We start from the raw sequence: 20507 nt of genomic DNA, 5'->3' as shown, positions 1-20507 counted from the left end.
ATTTAAATAATACAACAACAAATATATATATATTTGATTTAAATATTTTTTAAAAATTAGAATTTGAATGTAATATAATACTTCTAAAATTTTGGGTAGTGCTAAATATGTAAGGTTATTTCAATAAACTGATCTAATTTGATAGATTAATTATTCTAATTCAAGCGGAGAAGAGCAATGAGATGTACGCACTGCGGCTCAGATTTGGTAAAGAAGAATGGTTATATAAGACATGAAAAGCAAAATTTTCGCTGTTTAGAGTATGACAAACAGTGGAGCGAAAACAATGAAACTAAAATCATTAACGAATAAACAAAGGAACTTGTCAGAAAAGCTCTTCTAGAAAGGGTGTCTCTTCATGAAATTTGTAGAATTTTTGTTCTAAGGCTGCCATGGCTGCTAGATTTTATTAATTTCATTATCAATGATTGACCTGAGAATTTAAATGCATAAGTCACTTATCATGAGAAAAATGATTCATAAGTGTCTAAACTTAAAGGATATGGGTGATGGGGTTTTGTAGGAAATAAGAAAAATGATCAGTGGTTATGGCTTGTCTTCCATAGAAAAAGTCGCCAAGTGCTTGCTAGACAAGCGGGTCCTCGAGATAAAAAAACCGCTGAACTTCTTTTTGCAAAATGACCTGAATCATTAAAAAAAAGCCCTCTATTCCATTAATAAATTTAATGTCTTCTATTATGAAACCATTCCTTAGAGCCAACATCAAACAGTTAGCAAGCCATCAGGTCAGACAAGCGACATTGAAAGATTTAATTGTACTCTCAGAGAAAGTTGTGCAAGACATAAGGAAAACACTTTCATTTTCTAAAAAGCTAATTAATCCCATTTAGTTAATAAAATATTTTATTTGTGATTAAAATAGACAATTGAGAGCCTTACCCATTTAGTACTATCTAGAAGTGAGTATTAATTTGCTTTTACTTGATCTCAAACTATGTTATAAAAAATCTCTTCTTTGTCAAAAAATTGAATAAGTTTAGCTTTATTTAAATCGCTTTTAGGCATAAATATAAATAAATTATTTTTCAATCTAGTAGATAAATGTTCATAATCAACTTAAAGCTTAGGAAGAAAACGTATTCGATCCCCTAATAATTATTTTACTTTTTAAAAGGAAAACCAATGAAAGCCTATGTTAATCCTTTTTTGAGTAACTTTTTTAGAAATAAAAATAAAATCCATTGAAAAAAGTAATGTTTTTTAAAATAGAAAAATATCTATTCCTCAAAAAATCATTCATGATAAAAAGAATATTTTTAGGTTTAAGAAAAAAAATGGAAAAGCCAATTCTCGCAAAAATAAATTCTGGATATTTTAATAGAAGCAGAAGGCATCGCTAAAATTCTAAAAATACCAAATCTTATTTAATCTGGTAAAATTATCTAACCCAACCTTTCAAAACTTACTTTATTTATGAGAGCCACCTTTCCTTTATTTCAATCTCATTTAGATCTCGCCCACGATTATTGGCGTAGGATCCTTCAGCCCAATGATCAAGTGATTGATGCAACATGCGGTAATGGAAATGATACACTTAAATTATGCCAACTTCTCCTATCAAATGGGAATGGAAAGGTGTATGCATTCGACAATCAAAGTGATGCGATTGATAAAACAAAAGCATTGTTACGTGAGCATTTAAATTTAGATCAGTTTAAGCAAATTAATTTTATTTTAGGATGCCACTCTAAATTTTCTGATTATGTTTTACCTAATACAATTAAACTGATTGTTTATAATTTAGGGTATTTACCAGGCGGAGACAAGAAAAAGACGACACTCACTTCTACAACTTTACTAAGTTTGCAAAATAGTTTAGATTTAATAAAGCCGGAGGGGGTGATTTGCATAACGTGTTATCCAGGTCACGCGGAAGGACTACTTGAAGAAAAAGCTCTTCTTAAATTTGCTCTCAATCTTTCTCCTATGGAATGGAGTTGTTGTTATCATTCGTGGATCAATCGACGACAATCGCCAAGCCTATTACTTCTTCAAAAAACTCGCCAACAATCCTTATAATTACCCAAATCCCACAACGGTTTTATAACATAAAATTAAATGATTAACACCATTAAGAGCATTATGAGGGCTACTTTCTATTGGTAACCCGAAATGTTGAGCGATAGTATTTTTAGAAAGATTAATTTCTAAAGGAAAATGTTCATGCTTTTGTGTGTAAAACTTAAACTGCAATGCCCAATACATAGAAGCAAAATCTAGCCAATGATATGGCCAGTGATATTTTTCCTGTGTATAAACATCAACAATTTGTGAAAAAAACCCCCTATCAAAGGCCGGATTTTGACAAATGTAAACAGCACGCCCTCTCTGTATTTTTAAATCATTAAATATTTGTACTATTTCCGATTTAACCACTGCCTCTTCTTGACCCAATAAAAGTTTTTCCCAAGTAAACCCATTAATTTCAATACTTGCAAGATCTCGTTTCTCCCAAACCTCTAAAGGCTGTTTGACAATGCTTTGATAGGTCAATCTTTCTTCCCCAGTACGTACATCTATTACTTTAAAAGCTATCTCTAAAGCTCGATGGTGAAAAGAGTCTAAACCCGAAGATTCTATATCTAAAAAGATCGCAAGCATAATTTCAACATTTTAAGAAATAATTATTAGTGTTTTATTTATATCACTTAACCGATCAATTTGTAAGATCACTTTAATTTAAATCAGTGGAATATACCAAAAAAAAACATATTTAACAAATTTTTCGAATTTTCTTTGTTTTCATATTTTGATTGTAGCCCTCAATTTAATAAATAGAATTTTTTTGTTATTAAGCTGACGCATTTGAGAGTAAAATGAAGTAAGTTTTTTAAATATCTCATTGCCTCATTATTCGTCTAGACTAAAAAAAATAATTGGTTTATAAAAACTTTCTAAAATTTTTTTTTGCTATATACTCATTTTTTGTCCTTGTATATATAGATTTTTTTAAATCTAAATGAACAACTTGGTAAAAGTAAGTTGTTCATAGACAACATCTTTAAAAGCAACATAAGTCTCAATTTATTATATATATAATTCCGCAATAGAGTATGAGATTTTCTTTACTTTCTCATTTGTTAGCGATGCTGTCTTCCATAATCACATAACCCCTATTGCCTATGAAATTATTTATACAACCTTTAACAAATTTGCTGACTCGGATTCGTTATCCCACGTCTTTACCCGAAGAAGTGGCAACTGATTTAGGAATCAATATTTCAAATACTTTGAATTTTCAAGAATTTATTTCACTTCTCACTAATCCTAATTGCCGTCCAAGCAAACTTTCTCGATTTATGCTTCGCGAACAAGCAGAAAATCTTTTTCAAACTGCCATTCGCAAAGAATGCTTTAAACACCATTCTCTTTTTTTCTATCATTTTAATGGTGGGTGGATGGAATTTATGCTTCAATTTGATGAAAAAGCAAGATTAAGGAGAATTTATATTAAGCATAAAGATCTTAAGCAAAAATATGAAATTTCTATTTCTTAATAGTCTGAAACATCCCTATTATGCTAAACTGATTTCATTAGATTTCGTTAAGTTCATGGTTTTTGATATCATTGTTTTCGATGATCAAAATTAGAAAAAGTGAAACAAAAAAATTGGTTTTATTTTCCAACTGGAATTTTGCAAGAAGTCTATTTCTAAACTTCTACAATCTGGAAATTCATGGCACTATCTCAACAAAAATTTAGAGAAATCGTTCTGCAACTCCTTTACAGCCAAGATATCGCTCACCCTGATGAAAATATCATGACTGATCTGATCATGAATGAGTTATCTATTTCAAAAAAAAATGTTCGCCTCGCACAAGAGAAAGTTCAAAAAATTGTGGTTCAGTTAGCAGAAATCGACTCAAAAATTAGTTCTGTCTCGCTTTCTTATCACTTCAATCGCATTCAAATTGTTACGAAAAACATCTTGCGTTTAGGAGTTTTCGAACTTTTTTTTGAAACAGATATTCCTCAAAAAGTTGTCATTGCTGAAGCTATTCGTTTATCTCGAAAATTTAGTACTCCAGAATCTGCTTCTTTTGTAAACGCATTATTAGACCAGCTTTATCAAAAGAGTAAAGGAGAAGAAGTCAATTCAAATCTGCTTGTCGAAAGTTCTCAAATCCTTGAACAAAGCGAACAAGTCGCTGCTGATTTTTCTTTAGAAAGTCCTCTTAGCAAAGAAAAACATAATGAAATACTCGATTCCCATGAAAATACCTAATCAATATCAAACGAACTGTCTATTAAAAGAGATCACAACATTTGGAATTGGGGGCCCCGCTAAGTATTTTGTTGAAGTTCGCACAATTCCCGATATGCAAAAAACCCTTCTATTTTGTTATCAAAATGAAATTCCGTATTTTATTTTAGGAAAAGGATCAAACTCTCTTTTCGATGACCGAGGATTTAACGGACTTGTCATTGCTAATCGAATTGATTGTCTAGAAAAAAATGAAAAAGGTTGTTGGCATGTAGGAGCTGGCTACAGCTTTTCATTATTGGGATCTCAAACAGCAAGGCAAGGTTGGGAAGGACTAGAGTTTGCATCTGGTATCCCAGGTAGTGTGGGAGGAGCTATTTTCATGAATGCTGGTGCGAATGGTCGAGAAACTGCAGACAATTTGATTAGTGTAGAATTTGTAGATGAGCAAGGAAAACTCATTCATTTTAAACGCTCTAACTTAAACTTTCAGTATCGCACATCACCTTTTCAAAATATTAAAGGCGCTATTGTTTCAGCCACATTTCAATTAAACGCCTCTCAAGAAGCTCGTCAAAAACAACTTTCTATTATTGATTATCGAAAAAAAACTCAACCTTACAAAGCAAAATCTGCAGGGTGTGTATTTCGAAATCCCAACTGTGGACATGCAGGAGCCTTAATCGAACAAGCAGGTTTAAAAGAAACAAAAATTGGAGGAGCCGCAGTCTCTTCTGTGCACGCTAATTTTATTATCAATAGTGGTCTGGCAACATCTCAAGACGTCTTAGCTCTCATTCGCCTCATCCAAGAAACAGTAAAAGCAAAGACTGGTGCGGAACTCGAAAGTGAAATACGCTATGTCCCCTATGATGTTAATCAAGGTTAAACTATGAACAATTTCCGAGCAGATTTACATTGCCACACAACTTGTTCAGATGGAACTGTTGATCCGCGCGAGATCATTAATTTAGCAATTAACTCTGGATTGCAAGGCTTATCTATCACAGATCACGATACAATTGAGGCTTATAAAGATGCTGCTCCTTTCGCTCAACAAAAAGGACTATCTCTTATTCCTGGGGTAGAATTTTCAGCCTCCCTCGGTCAAACAAGTGTACATATTTTGGGTTACGGATTTTCTTTAAAATCTTCTATTATTTTAGACTTTTGTCAAAAACATCATCAAAGACGATTGGTGCGCAATCAACTTATTTTAGAACGACTTACTTCTCATGGAATGACTCTTACCTTAGAAGAAATCTATCCTGAATCTTTAATTTCTCAAAAAAGTATGGGTCGCCCTCATATAGCTTTAGCAATGGTAAAAAAGGGTTATGTACCCACTATTCAGAAGGCTTTTCAAGAGTATATTGGGGAAGGAAAAAGCTGCTACATTTCAGGACAGTCTTTTACTGTAGAAGAAACGCTTGATATAATTCATCAAGCAAATGGTTTAGCAATTATCGCTCATCCCCACCTCATTGAAAATATTTCCATTGCAAAAAAATTGCTTCAGCTAAACTTTGACGGTATCGAAGGATATTATGGCCGCTTCCCTCGCAGAAAAGAGGATCGTTGGATTAAGATTGGGAATCATAAGAATTGGCTTATTACTGGAGGATCTGATTTCCATGGAGCAATCAAACCAAATCTCCCTTTGGGATGCTCATGGGTTAATCAAGACACTTTTTCCATTTTAGAAAATCACTATAAAAACAATTGCCATACCTAAAATTATGCCTTATTCAGAATTGATTCAACGTCTGTTCGCGCTTAATCTTCATGGAGGAATAAAATTAGGTTTATCAAATTGTGAAAAATTGCAAACGATCCTTAAGTTTCCTGACCATTCTTTTTCATCTATTCACGTGGCAGGAACAAATGGCAAAGGATCGGTGGTTGCAAAAATCGCATCAGCACTTGAATATGCTGGCTATCGCGTCGGAGTCTATACGTCACCTCACATTTCCTCCTTTCGCGAGCGAATTCGCGTTAATGGAATAATGATTTCTGAGGCAGATGTTGAAAAAATTCTCTCCCAACTTTTTAATTTGACTGCTCAATATTCTATTCCTGCGACTTTTTTTGAACTGACTACTTTTTTAGCACTTGTCTATTTTTCTCGAGAAAAAGTTGATTTTGCCGTTTTAGAGGCGGGTTTAGGTGGGCGTTTAGATGCAACAAACATTGTCTCTCCCGTTCTTTCAATCATTACTTCTATTAGTCTAGACCATACAGATATTTTAGGTGATACCCTTGAAGCAATTGCTAAAGAAAAAGCTGGTATCATTAAACCGCACACTCCTGTCATTATTGGCCCACAAACACCTTACCTATTTATTGAAAAACTAGCTTATCAAAAAAATAGCTTCTGCCATACTATAAAAAATCAATTTCTACTTTTCGATCAAGAAAACAATGCAATTGCCAAAAAATCCCTAGAAGTTTTAAGTGAAAACTGGGATATCCCTCAAGAGGCTATCTTTAAAGGGTTAGAAGCTACACAACCCTGCCGTTTCGAAATTATAAATAATTCGGTAATTTTGGACGTCGCACATAATCCAAGCGGCCTTGCTTCACTGTTTGCAAAAACTCAAACTCACTTTCCAAATCAACCTTTGAGAATTTTATTTGGATTATCAAAAGGTAAAGATTTAGAGGGTTGTTTAAAAATTTTAAGTCGGCATGGAAGTGCTTTTCATCTTGTCGAAGCTCCTAATGGCAGAGGGATTTCATTTGATCAGTTAAAGCAAGGCCTTATGAATACAGGGATTGCGTCTACAGTCATTTATTCTCATATAAATATTCAAGAAGGAGTAAAAATAGCAATAAAGCAAGCAGAGTCCAGCGGTCAACTATTACTGATTTGTGGTTCATTTTTTATTATGAGCCAAGTTAGGCAAGCCTTAGGTATGATAGAACACTTGGACTCGAGAGAACTTAATGAAAAAAGCATGAATTCATATTAATTTATCAATTTGATAATTTAAAAAATAAAGATGACTATTCCTAAATTTTTCAAATAATAGTCACTTTTTTTTGAATAACTCAAATTTTAGATTTATCAACTATTCAAAATCTGCTACATGCTTTGAATTAAAATGTTTGTATGACTTAAAACAAATGACAAAAACTTATTTGGCATTAACCACTTTTAAATGATAAAGGTACCTTTTTTATGTTTTTAACAATCATATTTTTACAATCTGAACCTCGTTTAGCTCTTTTAATTGCTGTATTAATTTTCTTTATCACCATCTTTTTAGTCATCAAAAAATGGATTGGTTTTTCTGTCGCTTTATTACTTCTTATTTTTTCTTTGGCAGCCGGCCTTGTGATTAAAAACCAACAATTTTTTGAGACATATGCAAGCGAATATCAACATCAATTCCATAATCAAGAAAATGAGGCATTTAAAAAACAAATTTTGCAAGCTTTAGAAGATATAAAAAAAGAAGTGAATATTGAAAGAGAAAATTGTCATCAAGTCATGAATCAAGTTCAGGCCATCTTCGAACAGATGGATGCAGAGAAACAAAAACTCCAACTATTTATAGAAGAAACAAAAGAAAAGTTTAAAAAAGAAGCTGCTCAACAAACAGTAAACGAAGAATTACACATTCCTCAAGATATTCATTAATCAATTGAGAATTCAAACTCGAATTAATTCAGCATCGAGCCAACTAATGGTCGATGCTGAGTTTGCAAAGATCATTTGAAAATTAAATGTATTCTCAAGTTTGTTCGGAATTAGGTTGTTGTGCTGGTTCGAGACTAGATGGTTGTCCTTGTTCGAGACTAGCTCTTCCTTCGGAACTAGGTATTCCTTGCATAGTTACTACTCTTTCCGTAGTTACTACTTCTTCATCATTTTCACTAGCTATTTGTTGCACATTTACAAATCTTTCTGTAAAATATAGAGCGTAAAATACAGAAAATGCTAATAAACCTGGCACAGCTATCAAATTCAATTTATACATCGTAACGGCTAAAGCCGCATTGCATACGGTATCAACAAAGAAAAGTCCACTAGCAAGTTTTTGTTGCTCTATTGAACTATCTCCTTTAATAATTAACAAACGAAGAATGTTACGCGCTAATTCAGTTATTGCAAAAACTTTAGCTGTCTGGTGACGACTTACCTCAAACATTTTTCCATAAAAGAAACCAAATCCTGCAGCTACAATTACTCTTTGTGCTAAACGTGGTATTTTGTTACTATATTTACTTTCAAAGTCATGTTCTACAAATGTGGGATGTTCCATAACTGGAAATAAATTTATCATAGGAAACCTCCTTATGAAATACACAATGTTAACTCCTGGCAAAAAAATTCTTTGCCATTAATATTTTTTGAATAAAATTTTATACCTTTTTCATTTATCCAAAATTTTTTTACAAAACTTCAAGTGATTAACTTTCAATTTGGTAACAGTTTAATACTTCAACAATGTAAAAATAAATTCAACATATTTTAAATGTTTTCCTATTTTATTTTTTTCGATAAAGTAACAAAAAATTTACTTGTATTACTTAAAAAACGCATTTAAATCAAAAATATATTTTAAAATGTGTGCTTAATAGCTGTGAGGATCGATTTTAACTTTCCCTCTAAATATATAATAAATGGCTGTTGTATAAGCAATAACAAGAGGAACTCCAATTAAAGCAATTAAAAATAAAATTTCCAATGTTTTAACTGAGGAAGCAGAATTATAAATAGTTAAACTAAGAACGTCTGGCTGATCAATAGAGCGAATGACATTAGGATAAGTTCCTATTGCATACAGAGCAAGCAAACAAATGATATTAAGGCAAGAACAGATAAAAGCTCTTGAATCTTTTCCAAAGTAAATTTCTCGGGGAATATTAGCAACGGCTAATAAATTGATAAGAGCGATTATAAAGAAAAAAGGATTATGGCGAAAAGCTTCAATCATATGAGGCATATAAATTAAAGTTGCCATCGTGGTAATAGCGTAAGTAATAATAAAAAAGATAATACAGGAAACCGCTTTCATTCTCATTCGATCATGAAATTCCCCTTCTGTTTTCATCAGAATGTAAATTGAACCGTGCATAAGAAAGAGAAAAACTGTCATTCCTCCAACTAAAAGAGCATAGGGTTGTAAAAGATCTTCTAATTGACCAATGAATTCTTTATGACCATCTAACTGCATTCCCCTAATAAGGTTTCCCATCACAAGTCCCAAAATGAAAGCTATCATCAAACTTCCCAAGGAAAAGGCAATATCCCAAGTCCAGCGCCACCAAGCCATCTGTTTCTTACTTCGAAATTCGATAGCCACAGCGCGAAAAATTAAAGCACTAAGTAAAGCCATGACAGGAACATAAAAAGCTGAAAGCATTGTTGCATAAATATCCGGAAATCCAGCAAATAAAGCTCCTCCAGCTGTCACTAACCACACTTCGTTGCCATCCCAAACTGGCCCAATCGAATTTAACATGACCCGTCTTTCAATATCTTTTTTTGCAAACAAATGGAGCATTCCGACTCCTAAGTCAAATCCATCTAAAATAGCATAGCCTGTAAGCAAAATGACAAAAATTGTAAACCAACCAAATTCTAAATTAGAGACGGGTATCATGATGATTTTCCTCTACCAAATGATGAAGTCCATGATAAGGAGTAGAAGAATTATCTTCTATTTCCTCTTCCGGACCATGTTTAACTTTTTCGTTGAGCATATACACAAATAGAATAAACAATAAGAGGTAAACACACATAAACATGATAATTGAGCCCAAGACTTGATTAGCTTTAACACTCTTAGAAAGCCCTTCAGAAATGCGTAATAAGCCATAGACAAGCCAAGGATAACGCCCTGTTTCTGCACTATACCAACCTGCTTGGTTAGCCACTTGTGCATAAATAGCTGAAAAAACCATCAGCCATAAAATACCGCGATGATTTTCTAACGTTTTTTTATACCATAAGTATAATCCAGCTATTGATAGTGAGAACATCAGTGCCCACATAGCAATCATTAATCGATAAACATTAAATATAACTGGCACATTGGGCCAGTCCTCAGGATTAACCTGATCTAACCCTTTCACTTCAGCATTAAAATCTCCAAATGACAAAAAGCTGAGCAGTTTTGGGATTTGAATAGCATAATCAATTTTCTTCTCCTCAGCGTTTACAACACCAAATAATGTTAAAGGGACACCTGATTCCGTTTGATAAAGAGCTTCCATCGCTGCTAATTTAGTTGGTTGATATTTAGCAACGACTTTACCACTACTATCCCCTGAATAAGCTTGCAGAATAGATGTGATGAAAGCAACCCATAAACCAATAATGATTGATTTTCGCGCAAAAATTTGATGCTTCTTTTTAAGCAAATAATAAGCCGAAATACTTATGACCAAAAAAGCTCCTGCTAACCAACATCCTAAAATGACGTGGCCAAGACGTATCATTGAAGAGGGATTAAAAACCATTTCCCAAAATTCAGTGATTTCTGCTCGCGCATTCATTCCTTCTCCGGCAATTTTAAAGCCTGCCGGCGTCTGCATCCAAGAATTTGCAATTACAATCCATATAGCACTAAAATGGGCCCCCAAACAAACCATTGTCGTTGCAAAAAAATGAAATTTAGGACTGACTCGATTCCAACCAAAAATGACAACTGCTAGAAATCCAGATTCAAGAAAAAAAGCAAAAACACCTTCCGCTGCAAGGGCGCTTCCAAAGACATCTCCCACATAACGAGAATACGTTGCCCAATTTGTCCCAAATTCGAATTCCATGACAATTCCTGTCGCCACGCCTATCGCAAAGGTGAGCGCAAAAACTTTTGTCCAAAATTGTGCCATGCGCAAATAAATAGGATTTTTAGTCTTTATATACAATCCTTCAACAATGACCATAATCAATCCAAGACCAATGCTCAAAACGGGATAAATATAATGAAACATGATTGTCAAAGCAAATTGAATTCTAGCTAATATCAAAACATCCACACTTAAACCTCATTAGTGTCTGTTTAAGAAATCTAAAAATATAAACGGTCAATTTTTGTGTCACTGAGTTTGAATTTTTCTCCTTGAAAGTCTATATTCTGAAATTTAGGGAAATAAAAATTACTATTTCCAAAACCGATCCTTGTAAGATGCCAACAAAAATGTTGAATTTCAAGGAGAAAAATACAAATTCAATCTAATAATTGGTATCAAGATGCACACAAAGTTAATGGGAATACTTAACGTTACCCCCGACTCTTTTTTTGATCAAGGACGATGGTTTGATCCCCAATTAGCAATTGAAAGGGGTAAACAAATTTTCCTTGAAGGAGCCGATATTTTAGATATTGGGGGAGAATCCACAAAACCTGGTGCAAAACCAGTTTCTGAAAAAGAGGAGTTAAATCGCGTCATTCCGGTTCTTCAGCATTTAAAAGCCGAACTTTCAATTCCTATTTCAATTGACACAATGAAAGTAAAAGTTGCTGAAGAGGCTTTAAAAGCAGGGGCAAGCTTAATCAATGATGTATCTGGTTTTCGAGACCCCTTTATGAGAAAGTTAGCTGTTGAAACTCGATCTACTATTTGTGTCATGCATATGCATCAAACTCCAACAACGATGCAAAATAATCCTATTTATCCATCGGGAGTGATTCCTTTTTTAATAGAATGGTTTTCTAAGCAAATAGACTTATTACTATCCGAAGGAGTACAAGAAAAGCAAATTATTTTAGATCCTGGGATTGGTTTTGGAAAAACGGTTGCCGATAATGTGAAAATTGTACAAAATTTACACAAAATTAAAGAATTGGGGTTTCCTCTTCTAATAGGCCTTTCCAGAAAATCTTTTTTAGGAAAAATCATTCATAAAACTTATCCAGAACTACTTCCTTCAACATTAGCAGCCAATACTTTAGCGATTCTTGCTAAAGTAGATATTTTGCGTGTCCATGATGTAGCAGCTCATAAAGACATTTTAAAAGTGATGCAACAATTTTTTTCAACCTAAAGCAAGTTTTGGCATAGTGTATGTGGATTTTTCAGCTGTTCATTCCAGGAATAGAGATATTGATCATAGCTTTGTTCGTCTACTATCTTTTGTCTTTTTTTTGGAATACGCGTGCTATGGATGTGCTTTATGGAAGTTTAGCTTTTTTAGCTTTCTTTGCTCTTTCTAAATGGCTAAATTTGCCTGTGTTAGAAAAACTAATGTTTTATGTCGTCAACGTCGCTGTATTAGCTTTATTAATTATCTTTCAGCCAGAAATTCGACTTTCTTTATCTAAACTCAGTTTAAAAACTAAAAAATATCGCGAAGTGACAGAGTTTGATAAATTTCTTGAAAGCATCTCTCAATCTATCTACCGCTTATCAGAAAGGCGTATAGGAGCCCTTGTCGTTCTTGAAAATCAAGATTCTTTAGAAGACTTAGCCACCAAAGCAGTATTAATTAATGCGCAATTCTCCCCTGAGTTATTAGAATCTATTTTTATTACCACAACGCCTTTGCATGATGGGGCTGTTCTTGTTCGAGGAACGACGATTTTATCTGCAGCAACTATTCTACCTTTAGCTGACGATAGTACGCTTTTATCTAAATCTATGGGGACAAGACACCGAGCTGGACTTGGAATTAGCCAATTAACCGATGCACTTGTGATTGTTGTATCAGAAGAAACGGGTAAAGTTTCTATAGCACGGGATGGAATTATGACACGTGGAGTAAAAGTAGACCGCTTTAAGGGTATTATTAGAAGTGTTTTCAGTCCTCCCAAGAGCACGGTTCCAACCAGTTTAAACTTTTGGGAGCAATTTAAACTATGGAACCGTTAATTTCTCATTTCTTTTTTTATCAATGGCAAAAAAAACTTGTTGCTTTAGTAACAGCAACGGTGATCTGGATTTTTGTCAGTCATACTATTACTTCGACAAAAACAATTCCGTCTGTTCCTGTCAGAGTGATTAATCTTCCCTCCGATAAAGCAATTCCGGGTTTGCTTCCTAATGGTTTTCTTGCTAAACGAGCAACTTTGACATTATCCGGTACTAAAAGTGTCATAGAGCAATTGGAACCAGGTGATCTTGAAGTAATCATAGATGTTTCTAACAGAGCCAATGAAGAAATAGTCCAAATTTCAAAGAAAAATTTGATCAGTTTAAATCCAGATGTCAATTTAAATAAACATGTGGCAGCGGTTAGCCATCCCGAATTTGTAATCAAAATGGATGAAATGCTCACAGAAAAAATTCCAATTACCATCCATCGACCAATTGGTGAAGTTCCAAAAGGATACGAGTTTTTAGATAGTTGGCCTATCGTTTTAATGCAAACTGTCAGCGGTCCTCAAGATCAAGTCCTTAATCTGAAAAATCAAGGGCTTGAGCTTACTTTTGATTTCAATGAAATCTCAAAAGAGCAATTAGATGCTTTACAATCGACAAGTCCTTACGACGATGAAATTAACTTCTACATTCCAGATGCTTGGAAAAAAGTATCTATTCCTTTTTTAGCACGAGGCCCTGTTGCTTTAAATGACCCTGAATCAAAATTTCTTCATTTAAGCTTTTTGAAACAGCAGTTAATTCCTTTGAAAAATGACCTTCCTTTACATGTATATTATCCTCTTAAGTATAGCGATGAAATCAACCCTAATACCTATGCTTTAGCAATTAATGATTATGTTCATATGAAGAACCATATTCCTATTTTAAAGCTCCCCTTACTCGCCAGTAATGTCAGTAAACTTTTTGTTGAAATTGTCAAAGATAATTTAGAAATTGAAATTGTAACAGCCCCAAAAACAGAGCGTCGTAAACTTGAATGGGGAATTGGCTTTATTGATGACTCTCACTTAGAGGATACTTACGCAGCTTTTTTACTTAGCAATACCAAATCAAATAATGGGTATTCTCAATCGAAAGTTCAAGAAAGGGAAAAATATTTCAGGCAAAGATTCCGCAATTACATGCAACGTTTAACTCTTTATTTAAATCCGAATCAAAAATTGGAATTAGAAAGCTCTTTGAAAGATCAAGAAATTCGGATTAAGATTCCGGCCTTATCTCAAGGAGTTTCGACTAATGCCAGCTGAGCGTTTTTTTACCTCTGAGGAAATATCTTTGCATCAACATGTGGTATTAAAAGATAATGAATTTCACCATCTTGCGCACGTGATGAGGGCAAAAAAAGGTGAACGTGTTGAACTCGTGAATGGTAAAAGCATTTTAGCCCAGGCTACTGTTTTAGACATCCATAAAGGCCAAGCAGTCTTACTAATAGATCAAATAAAAACTGAACGAATGGATTCTTCACGCTTAATATTAGCTCAAGCTTATGTCAAACCTGATCGCTTAGCCTTTATTTTGGAGAAAGGAACAGAGCTAGGCGTCGATGAATTTTGGCTTTTCCCCGGTCAACTAAGTTCCCAAAAAGAAATTTATCCTCATCAACAAGAACGCGCCCAATCTCTAATAATCGCCGCTATGAAACAATGTGGTCGTTTAACTCTTCCTAAAATTCTTTTTAAACCGGCTTTAAATCAATGGGATAGTATTTTTTCACAGGCTTTTTTTGGCGATTTAGATCCCCATGCCCCCTTTCTTGCTGCTGCAAATGAAGTATCTTCTTACCCTATTATTTTTTTTACAGGCCCTGAAAGTGGTTGGAGTGATGCAGAACGGCAGCAGTTAAAAAAAATGGGTGTGCAAGGAGTCAGGTTACATACTAACATTCTGCGCACTGATACAGCTTCAATAGCTGCTTTGAGTATTATTCAACAATGGAAATTCATTCCGTTTAAGTAAACCTAATAGTTCTTTTCTTTTTTTTGCATGATTAGCTTGGATAATGATTTCTCTTTTGAGCAAAGATCCACCATAGACATATCTATATTTATTTGGTAATCGTGAATAATATTTAGATAGCATTGGTTTAAAAATTTTTTCGAGATCTTCTTGAATTTCTTCAATCATTTGCATATCCACAGCTTCTTTACTTGTATTATAGGGATTAATAGGTTTATCTAAATTCGCATTTTTATCTTCGACAGTTTTTCGAATCCACATGCGAAGAATAAATAAAAGATCTTCTCCTGCTAAAACATTTTCTGAGCTATTTTCAATCATTTTTTCTTCTAGGCTGATTAAAAATGTCGAAGAATCTGTCAAAGTCGTAAATTTTCGGGAACTATGAGTTGATGGTTGTTTGTTTAAATTATTTGTTAAAGGTATTTGTAATGATCTAGCCCTTAAAAATTCCTTATTCGTAGGTAAATCTTCAGCTAACACTCGACGACTATTTAGTCGAATCCATGTTAGATCTGAAGCAAACGATTTAGAAAAATAATTGCTCATTTGCTCAAGAAAAAAATGCTCTTTGCAAAATTTTTGTTGAAAATTTTTATCAGAAGCTTCGATCAACCATGACATTGTAGAAGTATTTAAAAATTGATTTTCATAATTTTTGAGTAAATTTGATATTTGGGCTGATTTTAAAATTTTTTTTTGCAAAAGATACACTTGACTTTGAATGTATTCCATAAATTCGTAATCAGAGAAAAATCCGGGATAGAGGCAATGCTGTTCTTGTTCAGAGAGTAAACAGTATTTACTTAAATAGTTAACAATCTTTAACCTATAAAAATTTAATATATAAGTCCTAGCTAACATCATGGCATGAAAAGCTAGTTCTTGAGTCCATTTTTTCCTAAATTTAATATTTAATATTCGTTCAATATCTGAAAAAAAGCTTTCGTTTAAAACGTCTAAGTTAAATGAAAAATGATCAAAACTAAGCCGTACGAGCTCGTCAATTAAATGATTTTCATCTATTGCATTTAAAATTTTATTTTGATGCTTTTTAAAAATTTTTTCCACAAAACTTCTAGGACTATTTTGCTTTCGATATAATCTTTTTAGTTTAAAAATTTTCGAGAGTTTAAGTGTGGGCATCAATTGACTAATTTCAAATTCTAATTCCAAAAAACTTACCGAACATTTTCGATACTCGTTTATTTCTTTTCGTTTTCGAATATAGGTACAAATCAGAAAAACCTTATCGCTCTTACTTAAGCTCGGATTTAAATCAGTGCGTTTTAATCTCTTTTTTAAATCATCTAAAAAAAAGTCTGGCTGTAAAAAAGTTAAATCAAAAGGTTTAAAGAAAAAGGGTTGTAATTTTTTACTGATATATTGAAGGATGAATTCTTCTTTAAGAGAAAATTGCTTTTGAAACAAACGACACGCGATAGAAATAACTTTTTTCTCAATGTACTGTTCATCTAATAAAAATTTCTGTGCTTCAGGCAACTTTAATTCAAGGTCATTCTCAAAAACTTTTTCGAGAATGGATTTAATAGGGAGAATAAAATCTTTTATTTTCTCCAAGTCTTGCATAAATACCGGATGAAACAATCTGCGTTGCCGGATAGTAATTGGCAAAAAAGTCTTGGAATACAGATCGATAAAAAATTCCATAGATAATTGCGTCACTTGTTGGACAGCAAAAACTGTGAATTCTTGCGTATTCTCTTTCTTTAATTCTTTTTGAAAAGCCTGTATAACTCTTTCTATACAATGATCTAAATGAAAAGGTGTGGGTTGACTTGCAAAATCTTGGAAAATAGATTCTAAATGTTTTTTTAAAAATAGTTTTGGACTAGGCGATACCCTTGCTGAAAAACTTTCTAAAATAGATGATTGGTATTGATGAGCATAGGGATGTATTTTTTCGTATGTTTCTTCTTCGAAAAGTGGTTTGATAAGTTTTTGTTGAACTATCGTTGAAGAAAGTTTTAATGGGAATTGTTCAAAAAACATTAACCGAACAACAAGATCGTCAATTAAACTTATCAATTCAATTTTAAATTCCGGTTCTCGCACAGCATAAATTAATTCGTCCAATTGATCTGGATTAGCTTCCAAATAAATGCTTAAAGCTCTTTGATAATCGCAGATAAAGAGCTCTTTTTTGAAAGCAGTAACCACTTTAACAAAAGCATCTTTATCAAAAAATTTCATCATTTGATAAATTTGATCAAGCAAGCTTTCATGCTGCAAATCTAACGACTTTTCGCTTAATAATTTAATAAATTTCTCAGCATTATTTCTTAGCGCACATAATTCAAGTTGATCAAAAAATGCTAAAGAGTTTTCCGACTCCAAATTTGGGTCTATCTGGCTAGCAGAAAGAATGGAGCTCAATAAATTAAGGGCATAATGCTGCGATATTTCTTCAAGTTGGCGAATTTGTTCTTTTTGACGTGTTTTTAAATCTTCCAAAATTGATTGAGGCAAATGCCCTAAGGCATAAAACTGCAGGACATTATTTAAATCTGTTTGCAAAGAGACTGAATGAGATAAACCAATTCCTGTTAGATGTATATCATTATAAGTTCCAAATTCTAAAAATTTTTGTACAATAGGAACAAATTTTCGATGAAAAACAAAAGTTTGTTGGTTGCTGTTTACAGCATAATTTTGATAGTAAAATGGCGAAATATAAGAAAATAGATGAAAAGGGAATGCTTGGACAGCACTCATGAAAGTTCTCCACTCGCCAACAATTGGTCCAAAACAACTCCTTTGTAAACAAGGGCTTTCTCAGGATCGAGAGTAACAAGCTGTCCTTCTTTTAAAATTTGACATGCCGCATCAGCTCGAAGAAGAATAGGCTTACCTAAACTCAGAGCAATCTTCTTCGCGTATTTTTCAGACGCAAAATCATTGATATGGTTCTGTAAAATAATAGCAGAAGCTTCCTTCATTAAGGATAAATAACTCTCATCACATTTGGCAATCACAAGTACCTGATCTTTGACTGCATAAGGTGCTTTAGATTGAGGAGCAAGAACTATTACTACGTTTCCATGCACACGTATACCATATCCAGAGTGTCCTCTTACCAAAACATCTCCAATATTTTCAACGATCATCATATTGGTCGTTCCTGAAAATCCAAAAGGAGTTCCTGCGGTAATCACAACCAAATCTCCATAGCTGACGTGTTGACTTCCAAGAGCAAAATCACTGATTTTTTTTAAACTTTTATCTAAAGAGTTACAAGGTTCACTTAGAAAAGGAATAACTCCCCAATTAAATGCCAACTGATGAAAAATTTTTTCTTTTGCTGTCATCGCAATAATAGGCATTTTAGGCCTAAGTCTTGATAAAAGTCGTGCCGTTGTTCCTGCTTTAGTAAAAGCAAAAATAGCTTTAGCGCTAGAGCTGTAAGCTGTTTTTACAGTAGCTAAAGTCACAGCAGAGGGAACATCATGATAAACTAAAGGGGCATGTTGATCAAAAAAAGTACTATAGTTAAAATCAGCTTCAGCCTCTTCTACGATACTTCGCATCACATTAACCGTCTCAACAGGATAACGACCAATTGCTGTTTCTCCTGAAAGCATGATAGCAGATGTACTATCATAAATCGCATTTGCTACATCAGATGTTTCTGCACGAGTTGGCCTAGGATTATTGATCATTGATTCTAACATCTGCGTTGCTGTCACAACTGGCTTGCCTGCCAAATAACTTTTACGGATCATCATTTTCTGCAATCTAGGAACATGGCTTAAAGGAACTTCAACCCCTAAATCTCCTCTTGCTATCATGATTCCGTCTGCTGCTTGGACAATGCTATCAAAATTTTGCACCCCTTCACTATTTTCAATTTTTGCAATAACTAGAATATCAGTTTTTTTTTCATCAGCTAATAAACGCTTAATCTCCAAGACATGTTCTGCAGAACGAACAAAGGAAGCAGCAATCAAGTCAATATCCTGGCTACATCCAAAACGAATATCGTCAATGTCTTTTTCGGTGACAGCAGGCAAATTTAGGCTTGTATTAGGAATATTAACTCCTTTACTTGAACGAATCATCCCGCTGTTATTAATTTCAACAAGCACACCTTCGGATGAATTTTCAATAACGCGTGAGGCAATATACCCATCATCAAATAAAATTGTTGTCCCAACAGGAAGTTGATCTAAAATATTGAGAGGAAAAATAGAAACCTGACTTTCATCTCCTAAAACCTCCTTTTTCACTAACCGCCATTTTTGACCTACCGTTAAAAAAATTTGTCCATCTCGAATTTTTCCTAGCCGTATTTCTGGCCCTTTTGTATCTAACATGATGGCTAAAGGTAAGTTAAGTTGACATCTCGCTTCTTTTAAAAGATTAATTGTCTTTAAATGTTCTTCTTGAGTTCCATGACTAAAATTCAACCTTGCAACGTTCATTCCTACGTTTATTAACTCAATAATTTTCTCCAAGGAATTGCAAGCAGGTCCCATTGTACAAACAATTTTTGTTCTAATTAATGCCATATTTTTCCTGAGTTTCTATTTGAACGTGCTCTGATTTAATTTAATCACTAGGGACTATTTTGACAAATGTAACTTAATTATTGCTAAAACTTTAAAAGTTTTCTTTTCCTTCTATTTTATTTTCGACAAAAATATCATCTAAAATCATATTATTTAATTATGAAAGGTATAAAAAAAATTTTAATAAAATATAAAATATAGATAAATTTTTGATTTTCATTAAAAAAAAATTTTTTAGAAATATATAAAAAAAAAAGAACTTAGAAGCTGTCCTGTTGCGCTTATCTCTAACTAAGTTAGCATGAAAAATGATCTTTAAATAGAAAACATTGAAATGTGCGAATGAAACACTTCAAGTTGATTTATTAACATATTTCCAGCTTTCCATTTTTTTAATAAAATCTTCTAAAAAAGTTTTACAATCAATATTCAGTCATATTTTATGATTATTTTCTACAGGTTTAAAATCCCTTTTTCATTAAAAGATTTTTTTATCAATATATCAATACTTGTCACTCTTTTCTCAAAGCCATGATCCTTATCACTTAAATCTAAAGGTTGCCAATTGACAAACAGGCCGTTTTAGACGCCAGTATACACGATATTCTGTCAAGACGCGTGCCATTTTCATCAGATGTGTAGCTTAAATCTCCTGAACTTTTGATACATCTTTTGAAACTAAAATTTCTTGATTTTTCTAAAAAATAACTTTCTGAGGAGACTTCAATAAATGTTTTTCGCTCAGTATCTACTAAATTGATACCGTTTTTAGGTTTAATTACGTATTTAAAAATTTGACAGGCTGACAATATGAATCATGCATTTAATACCAGATAATACGATAGGTTGTAGAGAATTTTTTTGCTTTGTCTGGGTATTTAATTCTTGGCTTCAATATTTTTTCTCCTATTTTAAGAGATTCAGCAATTAATCAAAATTAGAGATAAGTGATATC

17 protein-coding genes and 1 pseudogene are annotated in these 20507 nt (G+C 33.2%); 12 read left to right on the top strand and 6 right to left on the bottom strand.

Annotated elements, in window-relative coordinates:
* The first annotated feature begins 177 nt into the window (after nt 1-177).
* Together TY19_RS12625 and TY19_RS02595 are read left to right on the top strand one after the other, a co-directional pair.
* A pseudogene (locus TY19_RS12625) lies at nt 178-851 on the top strand (IS1 family transposase).
* 583 nt (nt 852-1434) lie between these two features.
* Entirely contained in the window at nt 1435-2040 is a 606-nt protein-coding gene (locus TY19_RS02595; RefSeq protein ID WP_042279877.1) for a class I SAM-dependent methyltransferase, read from the top strand.
* On the opposite strand, the gene TY19_RS02590 is transcribed toward TY19_RS02595, so the two are convergent.
* Entirely contained in the window at nt 2041-2622 is a 582-nt protein-coding gene (locus TY19_RS02590) for a 3'-5' exonuclease (RefSeq protein ID WP_011176167.1), read from the bottom strand.
* 521 nt (nt 2623-3143) lie between these two features.
* Between TY19_RS02590 and TY19_RS02585 the strand changes: the two genes are divergently transcribed.
* From TY19_RS02585 to TY19_RS02560, 6 genes are all read left to right on the top strand, one after another.
* Nucleotides 3144-3518 carry a hypothetical protein gene (locus TY19_RS02585; protein WP_042279873.1) on the top strand — a complete coding sequence of 125 codons (375 nt, stop codon included), beginning with the start codon at nt 3144-3146 and terminating at the stop codon, nt 3516-3518.
* 180 nt (nt 3519-3698) lie between these two features.
* On the top strand, nt 3699-4247 hold the full coding sequence (gene nusB, locus TY19_RS02580; RefSeq protein ID WP_079979203.1) for a transcription antitermination factor NusB: 549 nt from the start codon (nt 3699-3701) through the stop codon (nt 4245-4247).
* The gene (gene murB, locus TY19_RS02575) at nt 4216-5115 is read left to right on the top strand and encodes a UDP-N-acetylmuramate dehydrogenase (RefSeq protein ID WP_042279871.1); all 900 of its coding nucleotides are present in this window, start codon (nt 4216-4218) and stop codon (nt 5113-5115) included. The genes nusB and murB overlap by 32 nt, the downstream gene beginning before the upstream one ends.
* Nucleotides 5116-5118: 3 nt before the next feature.
* Complete coding sequence (locus TY19_RS02570) at nt 5119-5961, top strand: PHP domain-containing protein (RefSeq protein ID WP_042279869.1); 843 nt, start codon at nt 5119-5121, stop codon at nt 5959-5961.
* 4 nt (nt 5962-5965) lie between these two features.
* Nucleotides 5966-7198 (top strand): bifunctional folylpolyglutamate synthase/dihydrofolate synthase, encoded by a 1233-nt coding sequence (locus tag TY19_RS02565; RefSeq protein ID WP_042279865.1) that lies wholly within the window; start codon nt 5966-5968, stop codon nt 7196-7198.
* A gap of 209 nt (nt 7199-7407) precedes the next feature.
* Entirely contained in the window at nt 7408-7869 is a 462-nt protein-coding gene (locus TY19_RS02560; RefSeq protein ID WP_042279864.1) for a hypothetical protein, read from the top strand.
* 94 nt (nt 7870-7963) lie between these two features.
* Here the strand turns inward: TY19_RS02560 and TY19_RS02555 are convergent, their stop codons facing one another.
* The 3 genes from TY19_RS02555 to TY19_RS02545 form a co-directional block, all read right to left on the bottom strand.
* The gene (locus tag TY19_RS02555) at nt 7964-8515 is read right to left on the bottom strand and encodes a hypothetical protein (RefSeq protein WP_042279863.1); all 552 of its coding nucleotides are present in this window, start codon (nt 8513-8515) and stop codon (nt 7964-7966) included.
* A gap of 291 nt (nt 8516-8806) precedes the next feature.
* The gene (gene cydB / locus TY19_RS02550) at nt 8807-9838 is read right to left on the bottom strand and encodes a cytochrome d ubiquinol oxidase subunit II (protein WP_039358407.1); all 1032 of its coding nucleotides are present in this window, start codon (nt 9836-9838) and stop codon (nt 8807-8809) included.
* Complete coding sequence (locus TY19_RS02545) at nt 9822-11219, bottom strand: cytochrome ubiquinol oxidase subunit I (protein ID WP_042279861.1); 1398 nt, start codon at nt 11217-11219, stop codon at nt 9822-9824. Before TY19_RS02545 ends, cydB begins: the two co-directional genes overlap by 17 nt.
* A gap of 214 nt (nt 11220-11433) precedes the next feature.
* Here TY19_RS02545 and folP point away from each other — a divergent pair, with 214 nt between their 5' ends.
* From folP to TY19_RS02525, 4 genes are read left to right on the top strand one after another with little or no spacing between them, the layout of a single operon-like run.
* Nucleotides 11434-12228 (top strand): dihydropteroate synthase, encoded by a 795-nt coding sequence (gene folP, locus TY19_RS02540; RefSeq protein WP_042279859.1) that lies wholly within the window; start codon nt 11434-11436, stop codon nt 12226-12228.
* Between the two features lie 20 nt (nt 12229-12248).
* The gene (gene cdaA / locus TY19_RS02535; RefSeq protein ID WP_039358416.1) at nt 12249-13052 is read left to right on the top strand and encodes a diadenylate cyclase CdaA; all 804 of its coding nucleotides are present in this window, start codon (nt 12249-12251) and stop codon (nt 13050-13052) included.
* Entirely contained in the window at nt 13040-14311 is a 1272-nt protein-coding gene (locus TY19_RS02530; protein WP_042279855.1) for a hypothetical protein, read from the top strand. Before cdaA ends, TY19_RS02530 begins: the two co-directional genes overlap by 13 nt.
* Nucleotides 14301-15023: an RsmE family RNA methyltransferase gene (locus TY19_RS02525; protein WP_042279853.1), complete on the top strand. Its 723-nt coding sequence runs from the start codon at nt 14301-14303 to the stop codon at nt 15021-15023. The genes TY19_RS02530 and TY19_RS02525 overlap by 11 nt, the downstream gene beginning before the upstream one ends.
* Here the strand turns inward: TY19_RS02525 and TY19_RS02520 are convergent.
* A complete protein-coding gene (locus tag TY19_RS02520; protein ID WP_042279851.1) occupies nt 14970-17759 on the bottom strand; it encodes a hypothetical protein in 2790 nt (929 codons plus the stop codon). The two genes, TY19_RS02525 and TY19_RS02520, sit on opposite strands and share 54 nt — an antisense overlap.
* A complete protein-coding gene (gene pyk / locus TY19_RS02515) occupies nt 17756-19552 on the bottom strand; it encodes a pyruvate kinase (RefSeq protein ID WP_042279850.1) in 1797 nt (598 codons plus the stop codon). The genes TY19_RS02520 and pyk overlap by 4 nt, the downstream gene beginning before the upstream one ends.
* Nucleotides 19553-20507 lie beyond the last annotated feature (955 nt).

Origin of the sequence: Candidatus Protochlamydia sp. R18, assembly GCF_000648255.1 — a bacterium.
Lineage (GTDB): Bacteria > Chlamydiota > Chlamydiia > Chlamydiales > Parachlamydiaceae > Protochlamydia > Protochlamydia amoebophila.
This window is presented reverse-complemented; position numbering and strand designations above follow the sequence as displayed.

Coding starts and splice junctions, on each gene's coding strand:
- TY19_RS02595 (WP_042279877.1), top strand. CDS start 1,435: ATGAGAGCCACCTTTCCTTTATTTCAATCTCATTTAGATCTCGCCCAC.
- TY19_RS02590 (WP_011176167.1), bottom strand. CDS start 2,622: ATGCTTGCGATCTTTTTAGATATAGAATCTTCGGGTTTAGACTCTTTT.
- TY19_RS02585 (WP_042279873.1), top strand. CDS start 3,144: ATGAAATTATTTATACAACCTTTAACAAATTTGCTGACTCGGATTCGT.
- nusB (WP_079979203.1), top strand. CDS start 3,699: ATGGCACTATCTCAACAAAAATTTAGAGAAATCGTTCTGCAACTCCTT.
- murB (WP_042279871.1), top strand. CDS start 4,216: ATGAAATACTCGATTCCCATGAAAATACCTAATCAATATCAAACGAAC.
- TY19_RS02570 (WP_042279869.1), top strand. CDS start 5,119: ATGAACAATTTCCGAGCAGATTTACATTGCCACACAACTTGTTCAGAT.
- TY19_RS02565 (WP_042279865.1), top strand. CDS start 5,966: ATGCCTTATTCAGAATTGATTCAACGTCTGTTCGCGCTTAATCTTCAT.
- TY19_RS02560 (WP_042279864.1), top strand. CDS start 7,408: ATGTTTTTAACAATCATATTTTTACAATCTGAACCTCGTTTAGCTCTT.
- TY19_RS02555 (WP_042279863.1), bottom strand. CDS start 8,515: ATGATAAATTTATTTCCAGTTATGGAACATCCCACATTTGTAGAACAT.
- cydB (WP_039358407.1), bottom strand. CDS start 9,838: ATGATACCCGTCTCTAATTTAGAATTTGGTTGGTTTACAATTTTTGTC.
- folP (WP_042279859.1), top strand. CDS start 11,434: ATGCACACAAAGTTAATGGGAATACTTAACGTTACCCCCGACTCTTTT.
- cdaA (WP_039358416.1), top strand. CDS start 12,249: ATGTGGATTTTTCAGCTGTTCATTCCAGGAATAGAGATATTGATCATA.
- TY19_RS02530 (WP_042279855.1), top strand. CDS start 13,040: ATGGAACCGTTAATTTCTCATTTCTTTTTTTATCAATGGCAAAAAAAA.
- TY19_RS02525 (WP_042279853.1), top strand. CDS start 14,301: ATGCCAGCTGAGCGTTTTTTTACCTCTGAGGAAATATCTTTGCATCAA.
- TY19_RS02520 (WP_042279851.1), bottom strand. CDS start 17,759: ATGAGTGCTGTCCAAGCATTCCCTTTTCATCTATTTTCTTATATTTCG.
- pyk (WP_042279850.1), bottom strand. CDS start 19,552: ATGGCATTAATTAGAACAAAAATTGTTTGTACAATGGGACCTGCTTGC.